A 22,414-nucleotide genomic window follows, 5' to 3' on the forward strand; every position below is an offset into this window, starting at 1 on the left:
GGGGGACCGCGATGCCGTCAGACGTGAGGGTCCCAGCCGTGAGGTTCACGGTGCTGGGGCCGCTCGAACTCGTGGTCGACGGCGCCCCGATTCCCGTGCAGGCGTCCAAACAACGCGTCGTGCTGGCGATGTTGTTGCTGCGGTCCGGCCGCGCGGTCTCGATCGACGACCTCATCGAGGCGCTGTGGGGGGACAATCCGCCCGCCGAAGCCCGCAACGCCCTTCAGGTGCACGTGATGCGCCTGCGCCGGGTGATCGGCGGTGACCTGCTGCGCACAGTCCGCGGTGGTTACGCGATGACCCTCGCGGCCGAACAGCTCGACCTGCTCCGCGCGCGTGATCTGGTCGATCGGGCGGCGCGGTGCCGCGAGGACGGCTCGGAGGAGTCCGAACGCGCGTTGCTCGCCGAGGCGCTTCGCCTGTGGCGCGGCCCCCTTCTCGTCGAGGTCGAGTCGGAGTCCTTGCGGCGCAACGAGATCACCTCTGTGTTGGAGATGCTGCTTGGAGCGCTCGAACGACGGGTCGATCTCGATCTGGCGGCGGGGCGGCACCAGGAACTGATCGGCGAGCTGACGACGCTCACCACCGAACACCCGCTGCGCGAACGGTTCTGGGCGCAGCTGATGCTCGCCCTCTACCGCTCCGGACAGCAGGCCGAGGCGCTCGCCGCGTATCGGAGGATCACCGCGCTGCTGCGGGCCGAACTCGGCGTCGGCGCGGGGACGAGCCTGCGCGAGCTGCACCAGGCGATCCTGGTCGGCAGCCACGACCTCGCCGAGTCACCGCCGCGGACGGCACCGCGGGTGGTGCCCGCCCAGCTGCCGCCGGACCTCGCGGACTTCGTCGGCCGGGCGGACCGGATCGACCTGGTCGAGCGGACCCTGCTGCCCGCGGAGGGACAGCGTTCGGTTCCGGTCACGGTGATCTCCGGCTCGCCCGGAGTCGGCAAGACCGCGCTCGCCGTGCGCGTCGCACACCGGCTCAAGCGCGGCTTCCCGGATGGTCAGCTCTACGTCGATCTGCGCGGCTACGCCTCGGGCGAGCCGGTCACCACCGCTGACGTGCTGTCCAGATTCCTTCGTGCGCTCGGGGTTCGGCCGGAGCAGATCCCGGTGGACATCGACGAGCAGTCGGCGCTCTACCGTTCGGTCCTCTCCGGCAAGCGCGTGCTCGTGGTGCTCGACAACGCCAGCGCCGCGGACCAGGTTCGTGCGTTGCTGCCAGGAGATCCGGGTTGTTCGGTGTTGGTCACCGGGCGGAACGAGCTGCGCGGACTGGTGGTCGGGCACGGCGCGCGGACGCTGCGCCTTGAGCCGTTCGGCGTTGCGGAATCCGTTGCGCTGCTTGCTGCTCTGCTCGGATCAGCGAGCAGTGACGATCCGGCCGCGGTCGAGTTGGCGGAGCTGTGCGGGCACCTGCCGTTGGCACTGCGCATCGCCGGAGTCAACCTGGCGGGCCGCGCCAAGCCGGACCTGGCCGAGTACGTCACCGAACTCAAGCAGGGCAATCGCCTTGCCGCGCTTGCGATTCCCGATGAGTCCTCGGCCGGGGTGCACGCGGTTTTCGGGTTGTCCTACAGCGCGCTCAAGGCGGAGGCGCGTCGCCTCTTCCGGCGCCTCGGTCTTGTGCCCGGCCCGGACTTCGACGGTCACACCGCGGCCGCGCTGCTCGACGCGGAGCCTGCCCGAGCGTCGGTGTTGCTGGAGCAGCTCGTGGCGGTGAACGTGCTCGCGGTGTGCGGCCCCAACCGCTACTACCTGCACGACCTCCTGCGGCTCTACGCCGAACAGCTGTGCGAGGTCGAGGAGAGCAGTGCCGATCGTGAGTCCACTGTGGAGCGTCTGCTGGACCACTACCTCCGCGCCACCGATCGGGCCGCACGGGCGACGCATCCGGACATCACCCGGATCGCCTTGCCAGAGCAGGAACCGCGTCCGTGGCTGCCGTCCTTCGACGATCGCGAGGCAGCGGTCGAGTGGCTCGATGCCGAGCGCGTGAACCTGGTGGCCGCGGCGAGGGCTCGCACTCATCCGTTCGCCGTGCACCTCGCCGACACCGCTCGGGTGTACTTCAGCAGCGGCGGGCACATCGCGGAGTGGCGCAGTGTCGCGGAGGTCGGCCTCGCCACGGCGAGAAAACTCGGTGACGTCCGCGGCGAAGCCGCTGTGCACAACAGCATGGCACGGCTCTACAGCGATCTCGCGGAGTACGAGTCCACTGTGGAGCAGTGTCGGTTGGGATTGGCGTTGTGCGAGAAGGGATTGCCGTCGAGCGTCGAGGTGAGCTTCCTGAACAACCTCGGCACCGCCTACGCCGAGCTGGGGGACACGGCGCAGGCGCAGGAGTACTTCGAGCGGAGCCTGGCCCGCAGTCAGGTCAGTGGCCCGCCGCACGTGGAAGCGTTGGGAATGCTGAACCTCGGCGCGATCTACATCTACCGCGGGCTGCTCGCCGATGCCGTGCGCGTGCAGTCCGCGGCGGTGCGGATGTGCGCCGAACACGGGTTCATCACCCTAGAGGTGCTGACCGCCAACAACCTCGGCATCGGTCGCCGTGAGCTCGGCCAGTACGCCAAAGCCATGGAGTCGTTGGACCACGCGCTGCACCGCTGCCGTGAGCTCGGCCTGCGGTCGGCCGAGGCGAGCGTCCTCGCCAGCCTCGCCGAGGTCTACCGCGATCTCGCCGAGTACGACCACGCGCACGAGCTGTGCCTGGAGTCGATCGAGACGGCCAAGGCGACGCAGCGGCGCAAGACCGTCGCGGACGCGGTGAACGTGGCGGGCGGGATCGAGCTGGGCCGCGGTCGCCCGGAGCGGGCGCTCGACCGGTTCCGCGAGGGGTTGTCGCTGTCGCGCGAGTCCAACTTCACCTACGGCGAGATCACCGCGCTGATCGGGCTCGCCGACACGAACAGGCTGGTGGGGCGGATGATCGAGGCCGTCGAGTGCGCGCGCCTGGCCGAGTCGCACGCCCGCGGGGTCGCGTTCCGGCTCTGCGAGGGCAAGGCGATCAGCGCCCGCGCCCGGATCCACCACGACCTCGGCGAGTTCGACGACGCGATCGCCCAGGCCCGCAGGGCGGTCGACGTGCACACCGAGACCGGGCACCGGCTCGGCGCGGCCCGGTCGCTCGCGCTGCTGGGAGCGCTCGGCGAGGTGGCCGCGGCGGAGGAGGCCGCGCGCATCCGCGCCGACCTCGGTGTGCCCGAGGGGTGATCAGCCGCCGGCGAACGGCGGGAGCACGTCCAGCTCCGCGCCGGGCCGCACCGTGACGGCCCTGTCCCGGACGGCGACCCCGTCCAGCAGGAAGCTGCACGCGGGCAGGACCGTGGTCAGCCGGGCGCCGTGCCGCTCGCGCAGCAGCGCCAGCACTTCGTCCACTGTGGACACATTGGCCAGTTCGACCGATTCCGCCTTGACCCCGGCGGCGGCCCTGGCCCCCGCGAAGTACCGCACGGTCATCGACTGCACGCTCATCCTCCGATCGCGCTCATCGGGCGGTCCGGCTGGGCGAACCCGGCATCGTCGATGCCGTGGCCCGCGGCCTTGCCCCACATCGCATTCCGCCACAGCGCGGAGATCGCCGCGTCGTCGGCACCTTCGCGCAGCGGACCGCGCAGGTCCGTCTCCGTCCGGGCGAACAGGCAGGACCTGATCTGCCCGTCCGCGGTGAGCCTGGTCCGGTCGCACGCCGCGCAGAACGGCTGCGTGACGGACGCGATCACGCCGACCGAGCCCCGGCCGCCGTCGACCACCCAGCGCTCGGCGGGCGCGCCGCCGCGCGGGGCCGGGTGCGGGGTCAGCTCGAAGGCCGCGCCCAGCATGTCCAGGATCTCCGCCGCGGTGACCATGCGGTCGCGGTCCCAGGCGTGCTGCGGGTCGAGCGGCATCTGCTCGATGAACCGCAGCTCGTAGCCCTGGTCGAGGCAGTACTCCAGCAGCGGGACGGCCTCGTCCTCGTTGACGCCGCGCATCAGCACGGCGTTGACCTTCACCGGGGTCAGCCCCGCGGCAGCGGCGGCGGCCATCCCGTCGAGCACCTTGTCCAGCCGGTTCCGCCTGGTGATGGTGAAGAAGCGGTCCGCGCGCAGGGTGTCCAGCGAGACGTTGACCCGGTCCAGCCCGGCCGCCTCGAGGGCGCCCGCCAGCTCCGGCAGCCGCAGGCCGTTGGTGGTCAGCGACATCCTCGGCCGCGGGTCCAGCTGGGCCGCCGCGCCGATGACGTCGATGATGTCCTTGCGCAGCAGCGGTTCTCCGCCGGTGAACCGGATCTCGGTGACGCCGAGCTCGCGCACGGCGATCGCGATCAGCCGGGACAGCTCCGCGCCGCTGAGCAGGTCCGCGCCGGGCAGCCAGTCCAGGCCCTCGGCGGGCATGCAGTAGGAGCAGCGCAGGTTGCAGCGGTCGGTGACGGAAACCCGGAGATCGGTGGCGATCCGGCCGAAGCGGTCAATCAGGGCGCGCTCATCCGGCCGCGTGCTTTCCTCGGCTGCGCGCGGAACCGAAGGCATACCCAGGGGGACGGCATTCACCTTTCCGAGCGTAGCGGCGCACCCCGACAATTCCTTGTGAGCAGCCGTGAGGAATCGGCCTTCGCCGGGTAACATGCCTCACGGTCAAGTAGCTGAGCTGCCAAGCTTCTTGTACCGAAGATGTTTCGTCGGCGGAGGCAGGGGACGTATGGCCAGCGGAGAGAAGCAGGTCGACCCCGGGTTCGGGCTGGACATGTCCGAGGGCGGGATCCGGCTGGCGATGTGCGGGCGGGCGCTGAGCGCGGCGACGGTGATGTTCCACACCGCGGTCGCCGACCGGATGGGCCTCTCGGTCACCGACCACAAGTGCCTTGACCTGGCAAGACGCGCTGAGGGGCCGGTGACGGCCGGGCGCATCGCCGAGCTGTCCGGGCTGTCGACCGGGGCGGTCACCGGCGTGATCGACCGGCTGGAGCGGGCGAAGTTCGTGCGCCGGGTGCGCGACCCGCACGACCGGCGCAAGGTCCTGGTGGAGGTGCTCCCCAAGGACACCGACAAGTACTCGTGGATCTTCCAGGGGCTGCGGGACGCGTGCGAGCGGGCGGTCCGGGAGCACGGCGAGGACGAGATCGAGCTGATCATCTCGTACCTGACCAGGATGACCGAGACGCTGCACAGCGAAACGAAGCGGGTACGGGAGTACGAAGAAGGCTGACATTCCGCAAATGCGGAACTATCGTCTTGTCCGTGCCGCAATTTCGAATCAGTGAGGCCGCGAGGCTGCTCGGCGTCAGCGATGACACCGTCCGCCGCCTCGTCGATTCCGGTGCCCTGACCGGCCACCGCGACTCCGCCGGGCGGCTGGCCGTGGACGGGGCGGAGCTGGCCGCCCACGCCCGGGGGAGCGCGCGCACCGCCGCCGACCCCACGGGCATCGGCAGCTCCGCGCGCAACCGCTTCGTCGGCCTAGTCACGGACGTGGTCGCGGACCGCGTGATGGCCAAGGTGGAGATCCAGTGCGGGCCGCACCGGGTGGTCTCGCTGATGAGCTCCGAGGCCGCGGAGGAACTCGGGCTGCGCCCAGGGGTGCTCGCCGTCGCGGTGATCAAGTCGACCCAAGTCGTGGTGGAGACCCCATGAAGCGCATGAGCGTCCTGCTGTCGTTGTTGCTGATCGCGGCCTGCACCAGTGGCCCGGAGAAGCGCGAGGTCACGGTGTTCGCCGCCGCGTCGTTGAAGGACGCGTTCACCGAGCTGGAGAAGTCCTACGAGGCTTCGCACCCCGGCGTCGACGTGCGGATCAGCTTCGGCGGATCGTCCGACCTGGCGCAGCAGATCGTCAACGGGGCTCCCGCCGATGTCTTCGCATCGGCGAGTCCGTCCACTATGGACACTGTGGCCAAGGCGGACCTGATCGACGGCAGGGCAGAGGTTTTCGCCGTGAACACGCTGCGGATCGCCGTGCCGCAGGGCAATCCCAAGGGGATCAGGACACTGGCCGACCTGACCAAGCCGGGGACCGCGCTCGTGCTGTGCGCGCCCCAGGTCCCTTGTGGTGCCGCGGCCAAGCAGGTGGCGATGGCGGCGAAGCTGACGTTCAAGCCGGTCAGCGAGGAGCCGGACGTGCGCTCGGTGCTCGGCAAGGTCGCCGCGAAGGAGGCCGACGCGGGCCTGGTCTACGTCACCGATGTGCTCTCCGCGCCCGGCAAGGTCGAAGGCGTCGACTTCCCTGAGTCCGCGGACGCGGTGAACGAGTATCCGTTGGCGCTGCTGAAGAAAACCGGGCAGGCGCAGCTCGCGCGTGAGTTCGCCGAGCTGGTGCGCGGCCAGGCCGGTCGCGACGTGCTCACCCGCGCGGGCTTTGGACCGCCGTGACCCTGCCCAGGCTGCTGTGGGTGCCGGCGCTCCTCGGGTTCGCGGTCATCGTGCTTCCCGTGATCGGCCTGCTCGACCGGGTCGAATGGGCTCGTTTGCCCGCGCTGGTCACCAGCGACGCCGCGCTCTCCGCGCTCGGGCTGTCGATGCAGACCGCGGCGATGTCGACCCTGGTGTGCCTCCTGCTCGGCGGTCCGCTCGCGTTTGTTCTGGCGCGATCTGACTTCCGCGGGCTGCGCGTGCTGAGGTCATTGGTATTGCTGCCATTGGTGCTTCCGCCCGTGGTCGGTGGCTTGGCATTGCTGTACTTGTTGGGGCGCAACGGATTTCTGGGCCAGTTGCTGGGTGTGCAGCTTCCGTACACGACTGCGGCGGTGGTGCTGGCGCAGACTTTCGTCGCGATGCCGTTCCTGGTGGTGAGCCTCGAAGGGGCGTTGCGCACAGCGGGTGAACGGTATGAGGCGGTCGCGGCCACGCTCGGTGCTGGGCGGTGGACTGTGCTTCGCCGCGTGACGATTCCCTTGCTGTTGCCGGGAATCGGTTCGGGCGTGGTGTTGGCGTTCGCGCGCGCTCTCGGCGAGTTCGGAGCCACGATCGCGTTCGCGGGCAGTCTTCAAGGCACGACTCGGACGCTGCCATTGGAGATCTACCTGCAACGCGAGTCCGATGTGGACGCTGCGGTCGCGCTTTCCCTGCTGCTGGTGGTGATCGCGATCGTGGTGATCGTAGTCGCACGGCCTCGTGCGGTGGAGGGACTGCGATGAGAGCTCAGTTCCGGCTGGCGCGGGGCAAGTTCACCCTCGATGTGGAGCTCGCCGTCGAACCGGGCGAAGTCGTGGCGGTATTGGGACCCAACGGTTCTGGCAAGTCCACGCTGCTGAACCTGATCGCTGGGCTCCTGCGTCCGGATACAGGTCATCTGTCGCTGGACGGCCGTGATCTCCTTGGCGCACCACCACATCGGCGAGGCATCGGCCTGCTCGCCCAGGAGCCGTTGCTGTTCCCGCACCTCAGCGTCCTCGCCAACGTGGAGTTCGGGCCGCGCGCGCAGTACCGCGCCGACTACCGGGAAACCGCGCTGCGGTGGCTCGACGAGGTCGACGCTCGTGCCTTCGCGGATCGCAAACCACGCCAGCTGTCCGGTGGTCAGGCGCAACGCGTCGCACTCGCCAGGGCGCTCGCCGCAGACCCCGAACTCCTGCTGCTGGACGAGCCGCTGACCGCGCTCGACGTCGACGCCGCCCCGGCCATGCGAGGGCTGCTGCGCCGCGTGCTCCGAACGCGGAACCGCCCGGCGATCATGGTCACCCACGACGCGTTGGACGCGCTGGTGCTCGCTGACCGCGTGATCGTGCTCGACGCCGGGCGGATCGTGGAGCAGGGCCCGACCCGAACTGTGCTGACTCGTCCGCGCAGTCCCTTCGCGGCCCGGATCGCCGGGCTGAACCTCGTGCCGGGAACAACCGTCGACGGCGGTATCCGCAGCTCAGCAGGAGTGTTCATCGCAGGGCGCGGTAGCGCGGGCGCGGGGGAGGACGGGGTTGCGGTGTTCTCTCCCGCGGCCGTGGCGGTGCACCGGGACAACCCGCACGGCAGCCCGCGCAACGCGCTGCGGGTCCGGCTCGCGGGCATGGAACCGCACGGCGACCTGATCCGGCTCCGCGCCGAGGACGGCCTCGCCGCCGACATCACGCCCGCCGCAGCCGCCGAGCTGGAGTTGGAGCCCGGCCAGGACGTCTGGTTCGTGGTGAAGGCGACAGAGGTGGGCGTGCACGCCGCGCGCGGGGGAGTATGGGGGCGTGACTGAGCCGGTGACCTGGAACTACCTGATGGACATGGACGGGGTGCTGGTGCACGAGGACCACCTGGTCCCTGGCGCCGACGAGCTGCTGAAAGAGCTGCGGGACAAGGACGTCCCGTTCATGGTGCTCACCAACAACTCCATCTACACCCCACGTGACCTGCGCGCGAGGCTGCACCGAACCGGGCTCGACGTGCCGGAGGAGGCGATCTGGACCTCCGCGTTGGCGACCGCGAAGTTCCTCGACTCGCAGCGCCCCAACGGTTCCGCGTACGTCATCGGTGAGGCGGGGCTGACCACGGCGCTGCACTCCATCGGCTACGTGCTCACCGACCGCGACCCCGACTACGTGGTGCTCGGCGAGACCAGGACCTACAGCTTCGAGGCGATCACCAAGGCGATCCGCCTGGTCGAGGCGGGCGCGCGGTTCATCGCCACCAACCCCGACGAGACCGGCCCCAGCCGCGAAGGGGTGCTGCCCGCGACGGGCTCGGTCGCCGCGCTGATCGAACGCGCCACCGGCCGCGCGCCGTACTTCGTCGGCAAGCCCAACCCGCTGATGATGCGCTCGGCCCTGCGCGCGCTCGGTGCCCACTCGGAGAGCACGCTGATGATCGGCGACCGGATGGACACCGACGTCCGCTCCGGTTTGGAGGCGGGGCTGGCGACCATCCTGGTCCTCTCCGGCATCTCCACCGCGGAGACGGCCGACCGCTTCCCGTACCGGCCCACCCGCACGATCACGTCCGTCGCAGAGCTCCTCGGTACTGCTGACCAGCCCTTCTGAGATTGTCGGTGTCCCGGGCTAACTTCTGCGCATGGGCATCGACTACATCGCGACCACGGTGGAGCAGACCGCGGCGTTCACGGCGGCGGTCAGCACGCCCGGCGCGCTGAACCGGCGAGTCCCGTCCTGTCCGGAGTGGACGGTGGCCGATCTGGTCGCGCACCTCGGCGAGGTGCAGACGTGGTGGGGCCACGGGCTGCGCTCGGCTGGTCCGGTGCCCGATGAGGCCGCCGTCGCGGAGCAGGCCGAGCCCGGCCCGGATCTGCTGGCGTGGTGGCGCGAGCGCTCGGACGCCTTCCTGACCCTGTTGCGCGAGACTCCACCCGACTCGCCCTCGTGGTGCTGGTGGTCGGACAACAAGCTGACCACCGCTGCCGAAGTGGCCGAACGCCAGGCGCACGAGGTGCTGATCCACCGCTGGGACGCCGAGAACGCCCTGGGCGCGACCGCCCCGTTCGACCCTGTTCTCGCCGCGGACGGCGTGCGGGAGTTCCTCCAGCGGTTTCTGTGGGGCAAGCCGTGGAGCGGGCCGGAGGGCCTGGTGCGGCTGCGCGCCACCGACACCGGCGACGAGTGGGACGTGGCTTTGCGGACCGCCCAGCCGCGGCGAGTGCCCGTGTACTCCGAGGTGCCCGCCTCCGCTGTGGTCATCGGCTCGGCGGAGCAGCTGGACCTCCTGCTGTGGCGCCGTGCTCCGCTGACCGCATTGACCGTTGAGGGGGAGGTGGACCTGGTCGACGCGCTCGTGCGCTGGACCACCCTCGACTGATCAGCGTTCCGCCGCGCCCCTGGAGCCCTCCGCCCACAGCTGGACGACCTCGGCCCGGTGCTGGCCGGGCGGGGTCGCCGGGATGATCCTGCTCAGCTCGTCGGCCATGCGTTCGGCGCGGTCGCGGATCAGCTCGGCGCGCCGGGCGATCTGGCCCGCGCCGCGCTGGGCCGCGGCGAGGCGGTCGAGCAGGTCGGCTTTGAGCCGGAGCCATTCCACGTGCTCCCAGCTCGGGTCGGTCTGTGCGGTGGAGATCCGGTGCATGGCGCGGTCGATCGCGTCGGCGATCTGCCCCAGTTCGCGGTCCACGGTCATCGGGCACCCCCGATCGGAGTCCGAACATGTCACGACAGAGATCCGGCAGAGGAGGAGGATCACACGCGACTGTGTTCTAGCTCACCGCATACCTGCACGTCCGAGGGACACGCGGGGGGTTCACCTGGTGAAGCCGAGCCTGTCGTCAATCCAGGCGATCTCTTGCCCCAATGGCCACAGAGCGACAGGGATCAGCTTGATGTTGGCGAGGCCGAGCGGGATGCCGATGATCGTCACGCACTGGACGACGCCGGTGATCAGGTGCACCAGCGCCAGCCACCAGCCCGCGAGCACCAGCCACAGCAGGTTGCCCAGCGCGGAGCCCACGCCCGAGTCCCCGCGCTTGACCAGGGTTCGCCCGAACGGCCAGAAGCAGAAGTTGGCGTTGCGGAAGGCGGCGATGCCGAACGGGATGGTCACGATCAGCACGCAGCAGATGATCCCGGCGATCACGTAGGCCACTGCCAGCCAAAAGCCGCCGAACACCAACCAGATCACGTTCAAGAGGAGGCGCAGCACCCCACCCATGGTGCCCGAGATCGGGGCGCGGGGCTTGACTGGGCGTCCAGGATGAGTGGCGGCTGTCACAACGCGCAGGAGGTTGTTCACCGTGAGCGAGTCCGCCACCGCCCTGCCGAGCTACGCGTCCGGGACCTCGGACGTCCCGCTGCTCGGCGACACGATCGGCGACAACCTGGACCGCGCGGTCGCCGCGTTCGGTGACCGGGACGCGCTGGTGGAGCGGGTCACCGGGCGCAGGTGGACCTACCGCGAGCTGGCGGCCGAGGTGGACCTGCTCGCGCGCGGGCTGCTGGCGGCCGGGATCGGCAAGGGGGACCGGGTCGGCATCTGGTCGCCGAACCGGGCCGAGTGGACGTTCACCCAGTACGCCACCGCCAAGATCGGCGCCATCCTGGTCAACATCAACCCCGCCTACCGGGTGCACGAGCTGGAGTACGTGCTCAACCAGGCCGGGGTGCGGTTGCTGGTGGCGGCCAAGGCTTTCAAGACCTCCGACTACGCGGGGATGATCGAGGAGGTCCGGCCGAACTGCGGCGCGCTGGACCGGGTCGTACTGCTCGACACTCCACAGTGGACGGATCTGCTGGAGTCCGGGAACGGCGTCGCGCCGGACCGGCTCGCCGCCGCTCAGTCCGGGCTCTCCGCGGACGACCCGATCAACATCCAGTACACCTCGGGCACGACCGGTTTCCCCAAGGGCGCGACGCTGTCGCACCACAACATCCTCAACAACGGGTTCTTCGTCGGCGAGCTCTGCGGCTACACCGAGGCCGACCGGATCTGCATCCCGGTGCCCTTCTACCACTGCTTCGGCATGGTGATGGGCAACCTCGCGGCCACCAGCCACGGCGCCTGCATGGTCATCCCGGCGCCCGCGTTCGAGCCGAGGGCCACCCTCGCCGCGGTCCAGGCGGAGGGCTGCACGTCGCTCTACGGCGTGCCGACGATGTTCATCGCGGAGCTGGCCGAGGACGATTTCGACTCCTACGACCTGTCCACCCTGCGCACCGGGATCATGGCCGGTTCACCGTGCCCCGTCGAAGTGATGAAGCAGGTCATCGAGCGGATGGGCATGCACGAGGTGACCATCTGCTACGGCATGACCGAGACCTCGCCGGTGTCCACGCAGACCAGGGCGGACGACTCGCTCGACCTGCGGGTGTCCACGGTGGGCAGGGCCCACCCGCACATCGAGGTGAAGATCGTCGACCCGGCCACCGGGCTGACGGTGCCGCGCGGCGCGCAGGGCGAGCTGTGCACGCGCGGGTACTCGGTGATGCTCGGGTACTGGGAACAGCCCGACACGACGGCCGAAGCCATCGACGCGGCGCGCTGGATGCACACCGGCGACCTCGCGGTCATGGACGAGCAGGGCTACGTCGGGATCACCGGACGGATCAAGGACATGGTGATCCGCGGCGGCGAGAACATCTACCCGCGCGAGATCGAGGAGTTCCTCTACGGGCACCCGGACATCCTGGACGCGCAGGTGATCGGCGTGCCGGACGCGAAGTACGGCGAGGAGCTGATGGCGTGGGTGCGGATGCGCCCCGGCGCCGAGCCGCTGACTGCCGAGCGGGTGCGCGAGTTCTGCACGGGCAAGCTGGCGCACTACAAGGTCCCGCGCTACGTGCACGTGGTCGACGAGTTCCCGATGACGGTCACCGGCAAGATCCGCAAGGTCGAGATGCGCGAGCGCGCGGTCGGCATCCTCAACCTCTCCACCTAGCCGGGGTTCCGCAGTCTTCAAGTACGCCGAACCCCGCCCCAGAACGTCGCAAACCGCCCCCAACCCCGGCGTAGTGGGGGGCGGTTTGCGGTGATCGAATCGGGGGTTCGTAGGACTTGAAGACCGGCGAACCGCGTCAGGTCGTGGCGAGCGCCTCGGCGTCCTCCTCGCCGAAGCGCTCCTCCAGCAGCTCCGGGGAGTAGTCCAGGTCGATCTTCTCGACCGGCACGCCGCGGGCGGACTCGATCGCACCGAGCCGCCGCTGCGCGCGGTTGGCCGCGTACTCGACGAACTGCTGCACGTCGAGCTCGAAGGGCTGCTCCTCGAACTGGTCGTAGACCCACTGGATCGCGCTGAGCGCGTGCGGCAGCAGCTCGCCCATCCGGTCCTGCACGACCTGCCAGTTGCGGTCGTCGGCCGCCACGTGCCGCCGACAGGTGAACGTGCCCCAGGCCATGTGCCTGCGCTCGTCGTCGCCGATCCGCTTCACCAGCTCCTGCATCCCCGGCAGGATTCCGTTGGTCACGCACACCTTGTTCCAGGCGAAGTAGCCGGTCAGCGCGAGCGTGCCCTCCACGATGTGGTTGTAGGTGACGCTCGCGCGGATCTGGTTCTCCGGGCTGGGGTCGGTCTCCAGCAGCCTCAGCGACGAGGGCAGCTCGTCGTAGAAGATCGCGCGGTAGCCGGGGTTCTCGGCGACGTAGGGGTGCAGGTCCTCCGTCAGTCCGACCGCGTCCAGCCAGCGCCGGAACACCTCCGTGTGCTTGGCCTCCTCGTAGGCGAACTGGGTCAGGTACATCTCGTCGCCGAAACGGCCCTCGGTGGACATCGCCCGCAGGAACGGCTGGATGTCCTCGGTGACCGCTTCCTCGCCCGCGATGAACATCGCGCACAGGTAGGCGGAGCTGCGCCGCTGCTCGTCGGTCAGCGCGGCCCAGTCCTCGGCGTCGCGGGTGAAGTCGATGTCGGCGGGATTCCAGTGCTTCCCGTTGCCCTTCGTGAACAGGCGCAACGGGAAGGAGTCCCAGTTGAGGCCGCCGCGGCGCAGCGAGTGGAAGCTCTGTCGACTTGTCATGACCGCTCCTTCGCGGTGGACAGGTACGGGGTGAGCAGCACCCGCGCGACCGCGGTCACGGCGTCGGCCGCCTCCGCGATGGTTCCGGTCGGCAGCAGCAGGTGGCTCAGGGTCAGCCGGACCGTGGTCTCGGCGTAGAGGTCGGCGGCGTCCTCGGGCACCTCCGGCAGGCGTCGGCGCAGGTGCTGGCTGACCAGCTCGGTCGCCGAGCGCAGCACGGGCTCGCCCTTGATCGTCAGGAACGGCAGCATGTCCTCCGCGCCGGTCCCGGTGAGGATCGAGCTGACCAGCGGGTCGCGCAGCGAGCGGTCGAGGATGTGCCGCACCGCGCGGTGCGCCCCGTCGAGGAAGTCCGGCGCGTCGTCGAGGGCGGCGGCGGTGTCGTCGAGGAAGTCCGCGGTCACCCGCAGCGCGACTGCCTGGGCCAGGGCCTCCTTGTTGCCGAACTCGTTGTAGACGGTCTGCCTGCTGACCCCGGTCGCGGCGGCCACGTCGGCCATCCGCAGCCCCTGGAAGCCGCGTTCGGAGAGCAGACGGGTCGCGGCGTCGAGCAGGTCCTCCCGCAGCGACGCCTTGACCTTGGCCGTGAACGGTGTGATCTGGCCCACCGAAACAGCTTTACATGCGAGTGGGAAATGTAAAAGAGGTGGACGCGAAATCGGCTTGTGTCAACCACGTAGGGTCGCCTCGTGGCCGTGCTGACCGTGGGATTCGACCTGGACATGACGTTGATCGACCCCCGGCCCGGTATGCGGCGGGCGTTCGAGGTGCTGGGCCGCCAGACCGGCCTCCCCCTCGACGGCGAGCGCTTCGCGAACAACCTCGGCCCGCCCCTCCAGGACGAGTTCCGCCGCTACGTCACCGACGAGGACCTGGTGATCTCCCTGGTCACCGAGTTCCGCGCGCTCTACCCGGAGATCGTCATCCCGCAGACCGTCGCGATGCCCGGTGCGGCCGAGTCCGTCGCGGCTGTGCGCGAGCTGGGCGGGCGGGTCGTCGTGGTCACCGGCAAGTACGCGCCCAACGCCTCGCTGCACCTGGAGGCGCTCGGCATCGAGGTCGACCACCTCGTCGGCGAGCTGTGGTCGGTGGCCAAGGCGGACGCGCTGCGCGAGTTCGGCGCCCAGGTCTACGTCGGCGACCACATCGGCGACGTGGTCGGGGCGCGCGCCGCGGACGCGGTCGCCGTCGCGGTGCCCAGCGGAGCCTGCGACGCCGTCCAACTGTCCGAGGCGGGGGCGGACGTCGTGCTCGACGACCTCACGGAATTCCCGGCCTGGCTCCGCGCCTGGGCAAGCGCCGGGGAAGGGCCTGGTCTTCGCCACGAACGGCGCAGCCTCGATCAGCAGAATGCGCCATAACCTGTCGCTGCACCGGTGATCCTCGGTACGCTGACGATTCGCGCGTCCTAGGCCCGCCTAGGACGCGTTCGTCGTGTGAGGACGCCGCAGGGTCAACACCGGGGCAGTCGCGCGGGGCGCAACCGGAAGCTAAGGGAACGGTGAGCATAGTGCCGACCGGCAGGGTCAAGTGGTACGACGCGGAGAAGGGCTTCGGCTTCGTCACCCAGGACGGTGGTGAGGACGTCTATGTCCGTGCCTCCGCACTGCCCGCGGGCGTCGACGCGCTCAAGTCGGGCCAGCGGGTGGAGTTCGGCGTCGCCGACGGCCGCCGCGGCCCGCAGGCGCTGTCCGTCCGCCTCGTCGACCCCTCGCCCTCGGTGGCCGAGGCGCAGCGCCGCCCGGCCGAGGAGCTGCACGGCCTGGTCGAGGACATGATCAAGCTGCTGGAGATGAAGATCCAGCCGGACCTGCAGCGCAACCGCTACCCGGACCGCAAGACCACCAAGGTGGTGGCCGACGTCGTCCGCGCCGTCGCGCGCGAGCTGGACCCGAACTGACGCGTTCGGCCGGTGTGAGTGAACCCAATGTGGCATTGGGTTCGTCAGACGTAACCAATGCCACATTGGTTACAAGGCTCAGCGGCGGTCGTCGATGGAGAGCACCCAGGTCCCCCGGGTGACGAAGTCGACGCCGCCGTCCTGCCGCGCCGCGAGCACCCCGCCGAACTGCTGGATCTCCACCGTCTCCAGCTGCGAGGTGGTCGCGGGCAGCCGCAGGGTGTACGCGAGCCGCTGGGATTCGCCGTAGAACACGGCGCTGCGGCCCTCGATGGGCGTTCCCGCCGCATCGCGGTAGCGGAAGACGACCTGCCACGGGGTTTCCCCGACGTGGGCGTCCACCGAGATCTGCAACGGGCTGCCCGGTGGCACCCGCAGGACCGCGTGCGCGTCCGGATCGGCGGAGCAGTTCTCCACCTGCACGTCGCAGTGCTGGGCGGGACCGGTCACCGCGGCCTTGCCCGCCGCGTAGAACGTCACGGTCGGCGGGGTCGGCGCGGCGCACCCGGCGAGCGTGACACCGGCGGCCGCGAGCAATGGGGCGAGTCGACGCACGCGTCAAACCTACGGGGAGTGCGGCGGGGGAGCGCCGCCCGCCTGGCCCTGGGAGCCCGGCCAGCCGGGGGACCAGCCGTCCTGCCTGCTCACCGGCGGTGCGGTCGGCTTGGTCCGCTCCTCGCTGCCCGGCCGCAGCGGCCGGTCGCCGCCGAAGCCGGGGATCAGCGAGGTGCCGCGGTGGGTCAGCACGGTCTGCACCAGGCCGAGCGCGAGCACGCCCGCGACCACGGCGAAGCCGATCCAGTAGACCGGCGGCAGCAGCAGGCCGAGCACCCCGCCGAAGACCCACGCGAGCTGGAGGATCGTCTCCGAGCGGCCGAAGGCCGAAGCCCGCGACTCGTCCGGCATGTCGGTCTGGATCGCCCCGTCCAGGCACGCCTTGGCCAGCGCGGAGGCCGTCGCGCCCATCAGGCCGACGATGGCCGCGGTGACCAGGCCCTCCATCAGCGCGGCGAGGACGACCGAGGCGAGCGCGGTGCTCAGGCAGCCGATGACCACCATGTCCGGCTTGTCCAGCTGCAACCGCGCGCCGATGGCATTGCCCAGGAACGTGCCGACACCCGCGGCCGCGCCGATCACGCCCAGCAGCATCAGCTGGAGCATGGGCTCGCCCTCGGTCTGCGCCTTGATCACGAACGCCGCGAACAGGGTGAGGAAGCCGGTCAGCACGCGGATCGAGCCCGCGCCCCACAGGCCGACGAGCAGGTTCCGGCCCATGGTCTGGCGCTTCGGCCTGCCCTCGCGCTTGTTCGCGTTCGCGCTCAGCGCAGCGGGGACCTCACCCTCGGTGACCTCCACCCAGGCGGGGATGCGCAGGCAGCGCCACACGCCGATCACGCAGATCACCGCGGCGAACCACAGCGCGGCGGACTCGTGGATGAGCTGGCCGAGCCCGCCCGCGACACCGCCGAAGACCACGCTCGCGCCCAGGCCGAACACGGCCATCCGCGAGTTGGACTTCACCAGCGAGATGTCCGGTGGCAGCACGCGCGGGGTGACCGCGGCCTTGAGCACGCCGAAGGACTGGGACAGCACCATCGCGCCGAGCGCGGCCGGGTACAGCCCCCACGAGTCGAAGTTCGTCGCCATCACCATGACGAGCACGGCGCGTCCGGCGAAGGAGGCCGCCAGCGCCAGCCGCCTGCCCCGCTGGAGCTTGTCCAGCAGCGGGCCGACCACCGGTGCGACCAGCGCGAACGGGGCGACGGTGATCAACAGGTAGAGCGCGACCTTGCCCTGGCTCTCGCCCTTGGCCGCGGAGAAGAACAGGGTGTTGGCCAGCGCCACCGCGATCGCCGCGTCCAGCGCGAAGTTCATCATCACCGCGTAGGTGAGCGCGGCCAGCCCGGACTTGTCGGCCCCGTCCGCGTGCACCCCGCGCCGGAACGCCCGCACGGCCTGCTGGCCGAGCTGGCGGGTGCGGTAGATCGCGACGCGGCTGACCGTGATCTTCTTCGGCAGCTTCGGGCCGTTCGGCCCGTACTCCGGCGGCGGGGCCAGCCGGGAGTGCTGCTCGGGGTGGCGGTCGGAGTCGTACACCGGCTCCGGGTAGCCGTCGGAGTTGTAGCGCTCGCGGAAGCGCGGCGGCTGCTCCGGGTAGCTGTCCGGCGGGTAGTACTTGGGCTCGTACCGGGTCTCCGGCTCGCTGCGCTGGCGCCGCGGCTGGTAGTCCGGGTCCTCGTCCCACGGGTAGGACTCCGGGCGGGTGCGTTCCCGGCCGTGCGGCGGCTGCTTGCGCGTCGGCTCCGGGGAGCTGTGCAGCTCCTGGGCCTCCTTGTGCCGCTTGCGGTTCCCTCCGCCCCATCCAGGGCGGCCCCGACCGGTACCAGTCACGTCCTCATCCCGCCGTACGTCGTGTTTCCCAACGTCGTGTTCCCAGTGTCCCAGCCCGCGACCACGCGTCACCGCACCGGCACGAAGCGGACCCGGAAGATCTTCGGCCAGAGCTTCCCGGTGATCAGGAACTCGTCGGTGCCCGGTACGGCCGCGATGCCGTTGAGAACGTCGCTCGCCGCCCTGTCCTCCCGGCTGAGCAGCCCGGACGCGTCCACGGTAGCGGTCACCGCGCCGTTCGCCGGGTCGATCCGTACGATCTCGTCCCGTTTCCAGAGGTTCGCCCAGACCGCGCCGCCAGCGCACTCCAGCTCGTTGATCTCCCGGACCGGCAGTCCGTCCCTGGTCACCTCGACCCGGCCCAGCTCGGCGAAGGTCGCGGGATCGCGCAGGGTCAGCGCGGAGCCGCCGTCGCTCATCACCAGCCGGAAGCCGTCCAGGCACAGCCCCCAGCCCTCCCCGGGATAGCTCACCCGGCGCAGTTCGCGCAGGTCGGAGCGGTTCCGCTCGATCGCGACGCCCTCCTGCCAGGTGAGCTGCCAGAGCCGGTCCCCGGTGACCGTCACCCCCTCGCCGAACAGGTCGGGCAGCGGCACCTGGCGGCGGAGGGCCCCGGTCGCCGGGTCGAGCTCGCGCACGCTGGACTGCCCGGCGAGACCGGTCCCCTCGTAGAGCACGCCGTCGCGCAGCTCAAGGCCCTGCGTCCAGGCCGTGGCGTCGTGCGGGAGCGTGCCGAGGACCTGCACGCGAAGCCGCTCCGGGGCAGCTCGGCCGGGTGCATCGCCCTCGGTCAGCCACACCGTGCCGGCCACGACGGCCACCGCCGCGGCGACCGCGCCGTACCGCCACGTTCCGCCTCGCATGCCGCCAGCCTGGCATGCCTGACGAGAGCCGCGCGGACATGCGGCACAATCGTCAACCGTGACGCCCACCTCCTCTCCTGCCAGCCATCATTCGGCGGATACCGACGACGCGGCGGCCACGCGACCGGCCGACGTCCTGGTCGAAGCGCGCGAGCTGGCCAGGAACGCGGCCGTCGAGGAGGCCGGCGGCGAGGTCGGCGCGCACGTCGGCGTCGAGGCGGAGGACGACGTCACCGCCACTCACCTGTTCGAGGCGGCGCACCCCGGCTACGGCGGCTGGCGCTGGGCGGTGACCGTCGCGGTCGTCGGCTCCGGCGAGCCGGTCACCGTCAGCGAGGTCGTGCTGCTGCCCGGCCCGTCGTCCCTCGTCGCGCCCGACTGGGTGCCGTGGAACCAGCGCGTCCGCGCGGGTGACCTCGGCCCCGGCGACCTGCTGCCGACCGCTCCCGACGACCCGCGCCTGGCCCCCGGCTACCTGCTCAACGACGATCCCGGTGAGCAGGAGGTCGCCTACGAGATCGGCCTCGGCCGCCCGCGCGTGCTCTCCCGAGAGGGCCGCCTCGACGCCGCCGACCGCTGGCACCGCGGCGAGTTCGGCCCGGCCAGCGATATGGCCAAGGCCGCGCCCGGCAACTGCGGCAACTGCGGGTTCTTCCTCCAGCTCCAGGGCTCGCTGAAGGCCGCGTTCGGGGTCTGCGCCAACGAGCTGGCCCCGGCGGACGGGCGCGTCGTGCACACCCAGTACGGCTGCGGCGCGCACTCCGAGGCCGAGGTCGACACCAGCTCCATCGTGCCGATCTCCGAGGTCGTCTACGACGACTCCGTGCTGGATATCGACCACACGCCGCGCGGCGGGGAGCTGCCCTCGACCGAGACCGAGCCCGAGACCGAGCCGGAAGCCTCGACTGAAGCGGAGCCCGAGCCTCAGGCCGAGGACACGCCTGAACCCGAGGCCGAAGCCCCGGCTCCGCCAGCCACCGAGTCATGAGCACCGACCCCTTCGGCACCGCCGCGCTGCGGCAGGCGGTGCTGGACGCCTGGCGCGCCTCGCCGACCCGCTTCCGCGAGGACGCCAACGCCGAGGAGGACCTGCGCTACGGCGGCTACCGCGACCGGCTGCTCGTCGAGCTGGCGCAGAACGCCGCGGACGCGGCTGGCGGTGGCGGCAGGCTGCGGTTGTCCATTGTGGACGGTGAGCTGCGTGCGGCGAACACCGGCGAACCGCTGACCGCCCAGGGCGTCGCGGCGCTGGCCTCGCTGCGCGCCTCGCCCAAGCGCGACGTCAACCGGGTCGGCCGGTTCGGCGTCGGCTTCTCCGCGGTGCTCGCGGTGACCGACGAGCCCAGGGTCGTCTCGGCCACCGGCGGCATCGCGTTCTCCGCCGACCACACCCGCTCGGTGAGCGCGGAGCTGCCCACCGTCGCCGAGGCGCTGGCCGAGCGCGGGGGCGCGGTGCCGGTGCTGCGACTCGTCTGGCCGGTCGAGGCGGACGAGCCCGGTGTGCCGGAGGGCTTCACCACCGAGGTCCGGCTGCCGCTGCGCGCGGACATCGATGCCGACGAGGTGATCAAGGGCTTCGCCGCCGAGGCGGAGGACCTGCTGCTCGCGCTGCCGGGCCTGGCCGAGGTGGAGGTCGACGGCCGGAGGTGGCGCCGCGAGGACCTGCCGGACGGCAACCTCCGCGTGCACGGCGACACCGGCACGACGACCTGGCACGTGCACCGCAGGGACGGCAGGCTCGGCGAGGACGACCTGCACGGGCTCGGCGCGGAGGCCCGGCTCCGTCCTGAGTGGACGGTCTGCTGGGCGGTGCAGCTCGACGCGGCCGGGGTGCCGAAGCCGCTGGCCCAGGACGTCCTGCACACGCCGACGCCGACCGATGAGCGGATGTCGTTGCCCGCGCGGTTGCTGGCGACGCTGCCGGTCGAGCCGTCGCGGCGGAGGCTGATGGCGGGTCCCGCCGCCGATCGCGTGCTCGCCGCGGCAGCGGAGTGCTACCCGGAACTGCTGCTGACCCTGCCGGTGGAGCACCGCACCGCCCTGGTGCCGCTGCCCGGCTTCCCACTGTCCGATGTGGACGGAACACTGCGTGACGCGGTGCTCGCCGCGTTGCGCTCGGTCCCGTGGCTGACCTCGGTCGCCGACGAGGAGGTCGCGCCGTCGCGGGCGCGCGTGCTGGACCGGCCGTCCGCCGAGCTGGCCGAACTGCTCACCGACGTGCTGCCGAACCTGCTCCCGGCGGAGTTCGCGCAGGTCTCGCACGCGAAGGCGTTACAGGCCCTCGGTGTGCCGCGCGTGCTGCTGGCCGAGCTGGTCGAGGCGGTCACCGGGCTCGATCGCGCGCCTGAGTGGTGGAAACGGCTCTACGAAGCGGTTTTCGCGTTGCTGGAGGCCGATCCGAGGGCCAGCGAGGAACTTGCCGCGCTGCCCGTTCCGCTGACGGATGGCCGCACCGCGATCGGTCCGCGTGGCACCCTCGTCCTGGACACCGATCTGTCCACTGTGGACGCTCTGGGACTTCGGTTGGTGCACCCGGAAGCGGTGCACCCGTTGCTGGAGCGCCTCGGTGCCGGACGGGCCGGGGTGGACGAACTCCTTGACGCACCGGAACTCCGCGCGTCCGTCGAGCGCAGCGTCGCCGACGCGGAGGCCGGGCTCGACCTCGACGTGGACGCGCTGGCCGATGCCGTGCTGCGGCTCGTCGAGCGGGCCGGTTCCCGCGACTGGCTGGGCGCGCTCGCGCTTCGCGACGGCGACGGCGAGATCCACCGCGCCGACGAGCTGCTGCTGCCCAGTTCCCCGCTGCTCGACATCTTTGAGGAGGACGCGCCCCTCGGTGTGCTCGCCGCGGACCTGGCCGGGAAGTGGCCTGCTGAGACGCTGCGCGCGGTGGGCGTGCTCGACGGGTTCACCGTGCTCGTCGACCCGGCGCCGACCGGGCCCGACCACCGGCTCGCCGACGAAGCGGCCTGGTGGGAGGAGATCGACGGCGACGCGAACCCACCCGCCGAGCTGCGCGCGGTCCGCGACCTCGACCTGGTCGCCGACGACGCGTGGCCCGCGGCGCTGCGGTTGCTCGCGGAGGACCCGGACACCTGGCGGGCGCTGACCCAGCCCAACGGCTACACCGGCTGGTGGCTGACCCGCTACGCGCTGCTCGACGGACTTCCGCCGACGCACTGGCGGCTGCCGGAGGCCGACGACCTGGCCGGGCTCTACGAGGTGGTGCCCGCTGAAGAGCTGTCCGAGGAACTGTTGGTGCTGCTCGGCGTCCGCTCCGGCCTGTCGGTGGACGATGCCTTCGACGCCGAAGATCTCCTTGCGCGCCTTGGGGATTCGGAGCGGTTGGTGCGCGACGGCACGATGCTCCGCGCGCACTCGGTGCTCGCCGCCGCCGTTGCGGACGGCATGGTCGAACCGTCCGATGTGGACGTTCCCGAGTTCGTCCGCGCGCTCACCGGCGAGGTCGTCTCCACCGAGTACGCCGTGGTGCTCGACGGCCCGTGGCTGCTGCCCGTGCTGGACGCGGACACCCTCGTCGGCGGTGGCACGCCCGAGGTGCTGGCCGACCTGCTCGACCTCCCGCTGGCGTCGGACTACGCGCAGGCGTCGGTGGTCAGCACCGGCGTCGAGCAGCCCTGGGCCGACCTGGACGGCGTCGTCGAGGCGTGCGACCTCATCGGCGTCCCGTTCCCGGACGGCTCCGTCGTGCTGCACGACCGCCTCGTGGTGCGTGTCCGCGACGAGGAGCACGAGGCGCAGTGGTGGCGCGACGACTCCGGCCTCTTGCACACCACCGACTCTCCGACCGGCCTCGGCCGCGCCCTGGCGCACGTCCTGGCGCGCTGGCCGCAACGCCACCAGCTCACCGCGCTCCTAGCGTCCCCCACCGCCACGACCCACCTGGCGTAGCCCGA

General features: G+C 71.0%; 22 protein-coding genes. 13 read left to right on the forward strand and 9 right to left on the reverse strand.

Annotated elements, in window-relative coordinates; translation table 11 throughout:
* Window positions 1–38: 38 nt before the first annotated feature.
* A complete protein-coding gene (locus NLX83_RS12585) occupies window positions 39–3,215 on the forward strand; it encodes an AfsR/SARP family transcriptional regulator (protein WP_254235009.1) in 3,177 nt (1,058 codons plus the stop codon).
* On the opposite strand, the gene NLX83_RS12590 is transcribed toward NLX83_RS12585, so the two are convergent.
* Both NLX83_RS12590 and moaA read right to left on the reverse strand, forming a co-directional pair.
* The gene (locus tag NLX83_RS12590; RefSeq protein WP_254235010.1) at window positions 3,216–3,476 is read right to left on the reverse strand and encodes a MoaD/ThiS family protein; all 261 of its coding nucleotides are present in this window, start codon (window positions 3,474–3,476) and stop codon (window positions 3,216–3,218) included.
* Window positions 3,473–4,510, reverse strand: coding sequence for a GTP 3',8-cyclase MoaA (moaA, locus tag NLX83_RS12595; RefSeq protein ID WP_254236196.1), 1,038 nt, complete (start codon window positions 4,508–4,510; stop codon window positions 3,473–3,475). Before moaA ends, NLX83_RS12590 begins: the two co-directional genes overlap by 4 nt.
* A gap of 241 nt (window positions 4,511–4,751) precedes the next feature.
* On the opposite strand from moaA, the gene NLX83_RS12600 reads away from it, so the two are divergent.
* From NLX83_RS12600 to NLX83_RS12635, 7 genes are read left to right on the forward strand one after another with little or no spacing between them, the layout of a single operon-like run.
* Complete coding sequence (locus tag NLX83_RS12600) at window positions 4,752–5,186, forward strand: MarR family winged helix-turn-helix transcriptional regulator (RefSeq protein ID WP_254236197.1); 435 nt, start codon at window positions 4,752–4,754, stop codon at window positions 5,184–5,186.
* Between the two features lie 32 nt (window positions 5,187–5,218).
* Complete coding sequence (locus NLX83_RS12605; protein ID WP_254235011.1) at window positions 5,219–5,611, forward strand: TOBE domain-containing protein; 393 nt, start codon at window positions 5,219–5,221, stop codon at window positions 5,609–5,611.
* Window positions 5,608–6,345 (forward strand): molybdate ABC transporter substrate-binding protein, encoded by a 738-nt coding sequence (gene modA / locus NLX83_RS12610; protein WP_254235012.1) that lies wholly within the window; start codon window positions 5,608–5,610, stop codon window positions 6,343–6,345. Before NLX83_RS12605 ends, modA begins: the two co-directional genes overlap by 4 nt.
* A 2-nt stretch (window positions 6,346–6,347) precedes the next feature.
* Window positions 6,348–7,109 carry an ABC transporter permease gene (locus NLX83_RS12615; RefSeq protein WP_254236198.1) on the forward strand — a complete coding sequence of 254 codons (762 nt, stop codon included), beginning with the start codon at window positions 6,348–6,350 and terminating at the stop codon, window positions 7,107–7,109.
* Window positions 7,106–8,152 carry a sulfate/molybdate ABC transporter ATP-binding protein gene (locus tag NLX83_RS42230; RefSeq protein ID WP_374118733.1) on the forward strand — a complete coding sequence of 349 codons (1,047 nt, stop codon included), beginning with the start codon at window positions 7,106–7,108 and terminating at the stop codon, window positions 8,150–8,152. The genes NLX83_RS12615 and NLX83_RS42230 overlap by 4 nt, the downstream gene beginning before the upstream one ends.
* A 22-nt stretch (window positions 8,153–8,174) precedes the next feature.
* The gene (locus NLX83_RS12630; RefSeq protein ID WP_254236200.1) at window positions 8,175–8,933 is read left to right on the forward strand and encodes an HAD-IIA family hydrolase; all 759 of its coding nucleotides are present in this window, start codon (window positions 8,175–8,177) and stop codon (window positions 8,931–8,933) included.
* Between the two features lie 31 nt (window positions 8,934–8,964).
* Window positions 8,965–9,702, forward strand: a complete 738-nt coding sequence (locus NLX83_RS12635; RefSeq protein WP_254235013.1) for a maleylpyruvate isomerase family mycothiol-dependent enzyme — start codon at window positions 8,965–8,967, stop codon at window positions 9,700–9,702.
* On the opposite strand, the gene NLX83_RS12640 is transcribed toward NLX83_RS12635, so the two are convergent.
* Together NLX83_RS12640 and NLX83_RS12645 are read right to left on the reverse strand one after the other, a co-directional pair.
* A complete protein-coding gene (locus NLX83_RS12640) occupies window positions 9,703–10,017 on the reverse strand; it encodes a hypothetical protein (protein ID WP_254235014.1) in 315 nt (104 codons plus the stop codon).
* 120 nt (window positions 10,018–10,137) lie between these two features.
* Window positions 10,138–10,533 (reverse strand): YccF domain-containing protein, encoded by a 396-nt coding sequence (locus tag NLX83_RS12645; RefSeq protein ID WP_254236201.1) that lies wholly within the window; start codon window positions 10,531–10,533, stop codon window positions 10,138–10,140.
* 94 nt (window positions 10,534–10,627) lie between these two features.
* On the opposite strand from NLX83_RS12645, the gene NLX83_RS12650 reads away from it, so the two are divergent.
* Entirely contained in the window at window positions 10,628–12,268 is a 1,641-nt protein-coding gene (locus NLX83_RS12650) for an AMP-binding protein (protein ID WP_254235015.1), read from the forward strand.
* A 136-nt stretch (window positions 12,269–12,404) separates the two neighbouring features.
* Here the strand turns inward: NLX83_RS12650 and NLX83_RS12655 are convergent, their stop codons facing one another.
* The gene (locus NLX83_RS12655) at window positions 12,405–13,343 is read right to left on the reverse strand and encodes a R2-like ligand-binding oxidase (protein ID WP_254235016.1); all 939 of its coding nucleotides are present in this window, start codon (window positions 13,341–13,343) and stop codon (window positions 12,405–12,407) included.
* Window positions 13,340–13,951: a TetR/AcrR family transcriptional regulator gene (locus tag NLX83_RS12660; RefSeq protein WP_308209301.1), complete on the reverse strand. Its 612-nt coding sequence runs from the start codon at window positions 13,949–13,951 to the stop codon at window positions 13,340–13,342. Before NLX83_RS12660 ends, NLX83_RS12655 begins: the two co-directional genes overlap by 4 nt.
* Before the next feature lie 81 nt (window positions 13,952–14,032).
* On the opposite strand from NLX83_RS12660, the gene NLX83_RS12665 reads away from it, so the two are divergent.
* Both NLX83_RS12665 and NLX83_RS41635 read left to right on the forward strand, forming a co-directional pair.
* Window positions 14,033–14,704, forward strand: coding sequence for an HAD family hydrolase (locus tag NLX83_RS12665; protein WP_308209302.1), 672 nt, complete (start codon window positions 14,033–14,035; stop codon window positions 14,702–14,704).
* A gap of 149 nt (window positions 14,705–14,853) precedes the next feature.
* A complete protein-coding gene (locus tag NLX83_RS41635) occupies window positions 14,854–15,243 on the forward strand; it encodes a cold-shock protein (RefSeq protein WP_254236204.1) in 390 nt (129 codons plus the stop codon).
* A 78-nt stretch (window positions 15,244–15,321) separates the two neighbouring features.
* On the opposite strand, the gene NLX83_RS12675 is transcribed toward NLX83_RS41635, so the two are convergent.
* The 3 genes from NLX83_RS12675 to NLX83_RS12685 all read right to left on the reverse strand — a co-directional run bounded on the left by NLX83_RS12675 (window position 15,322) and on the right by NLX83_RS12685 (window position 18,497).
* The gene (locus NLX83_RS12675) at window positions 15,322–15,798 is read right to left on the reverse strand and encodes a DUF2771 family protein (RefSeq protein ID WP_254235017.1); all 477 of its coding nucleotides are present in this window, start codon (window positions 15,796–15,798) and stop codon (window positions 15,322–15,324) included.
* Between the two features lie 9 nt (window positions 15,799–15,807).
* The gene (locus tag NLX83_RS12680; RefSeq protein WP_254235018.1) at window positions 15,808–17,634 is read right to left on the reverse strand and encodes an MFS transporter; all 1,827 of its coding nucleotides are present in this window, start codon (window positions 17,632–17,634) and stop codon (window positions 15,808–15,810) included.
* Between the two features lie 68 nt (window positions 17,635–17,702).
* Complete coding sequence (locus tag NLX83_RS12685; RefSeq protein ID WP_254235019.1) at window positions 17,703–18,497, reverse strand: glutaminyl-peptide cyclotransferase; 795 nt, start codon at window positions 18,495–18,497, stop codon at window positions 17,703–17,705.
* 58 nt (window positions 18,498–18,555) lie between these two features.
* On the opposite strand from NLX83_RS12685, the gene NLX83_RS12690 reads away from it, so the two are divergent.
* Complete coding sequence (locus NLX83_RS12690; RefSeq protein WP_308209303.1) at window positions 18,556–19,485, forward strand: DUF3027 domain-containing protein; 930 nt, start codon at window positions 18,556–18,558, stop codon at window positions 19,483–19,485.
* Window positions 19,482–22,409, forward strand: coding sequence for a sacsin N-terminal ATP-binding-like domain-containing protein (locus tag NLX83_RS12695; protein WP_254235020.1), 2,928 nt, complete (start codon window positions 19,482–19,484; stop codon window positions 22,407–22,409). The genes NLX83_RS12690 and NLX83_RS12695 overlap by 4 nt, the downstream gene beginning before the upstream one ends.
* The last annotated feature ends 5 nt before the right edge of the window (window positions 22,410–22,414 follow it).

The sequence above is a fragment of the Allokutzneria sp. A3M-2-11 16 genome, from assembly GCF_024213555.1.
Lineage (GTDB): Bacteria > Actinomycetota > Actinomycetes > Mycobacteriales > Pseudonocardiaceae > Allokutzneria.